The following is a 663-nucleotide window of genomic DNA, read 5'->3' as shown; positions in this document are numbered from 1 at the left end:
GTTGAGTGTTGCAAAGAAATGACCACGCTGCTGGTGATCGACAAAACGGCTGAAAAACTGCTGATAGCTGATCCCTGCGGCCGTTGGGACTCGGCCACGTAGTTGGCGTGTCAGTTCGCGGGAAAACTCGATCGCTGATGAATACTCCTTTACTGGATGTTCTGGATCATGCGGCACGTAGGCAATGACTCGCTGGTTACCGCTATGGAACGTCTCCAGATCAGTTGCGATCAGCACGATTCCCTTTAGCTGAACCTCCATCATTGTCAGGTGGTAGTACCGATAGGGGAGACCACCAGCATTCACTGCTTTTTCCTGTAACAGGCCTTGCACAGCCAGATAGCCGTCACGGGTAATGTCTTTTTTCATCATGGCCAGATAGAGAGCGGCTTTGAGTGCCGTTTTCTGACTTTTTGTAATGTTGCGCTCTAACGCACCACGCGCCACGCCATCGACAGGGCGCAAAAAACCTTCGATATGCTGCTGATACCGCGCACCGATATCCAACGTGCGACAAAGCGACTTGTATTGTTCAATACTGATTTTATTTCGAATATCTTTAATCTCAAAACGACCGAATTTGTCGGGCCGGCTAATAAACTGCGAATCCGCTAGCAAGACCTCACCGATAGAAAAGTTATGAATGGCCGCGTCGAGCAGGGA

General features: G+C 49.9%; 1 protein-coding gene. It reads right to left on the bottom strand.

The genetic code is table 11. The annotated features are described in order from the left end of the window. Nucleotides 1–663 (bottom strand): dermonecrotic toxin domain-containing protein (locus AC1DRJ_RS31280; RefSeq protein WP_477805510.1); only part of this gene is annotated, 663 nt, incomplete at both ends.

This window comes from Pseudomonas sp. P5_B2, from assembly GCF_056400445.1.
Note: the sequence above shows the minus strand (reverse complement) of the source record. Positions and strands in the feature narration are given on the sequence as shown.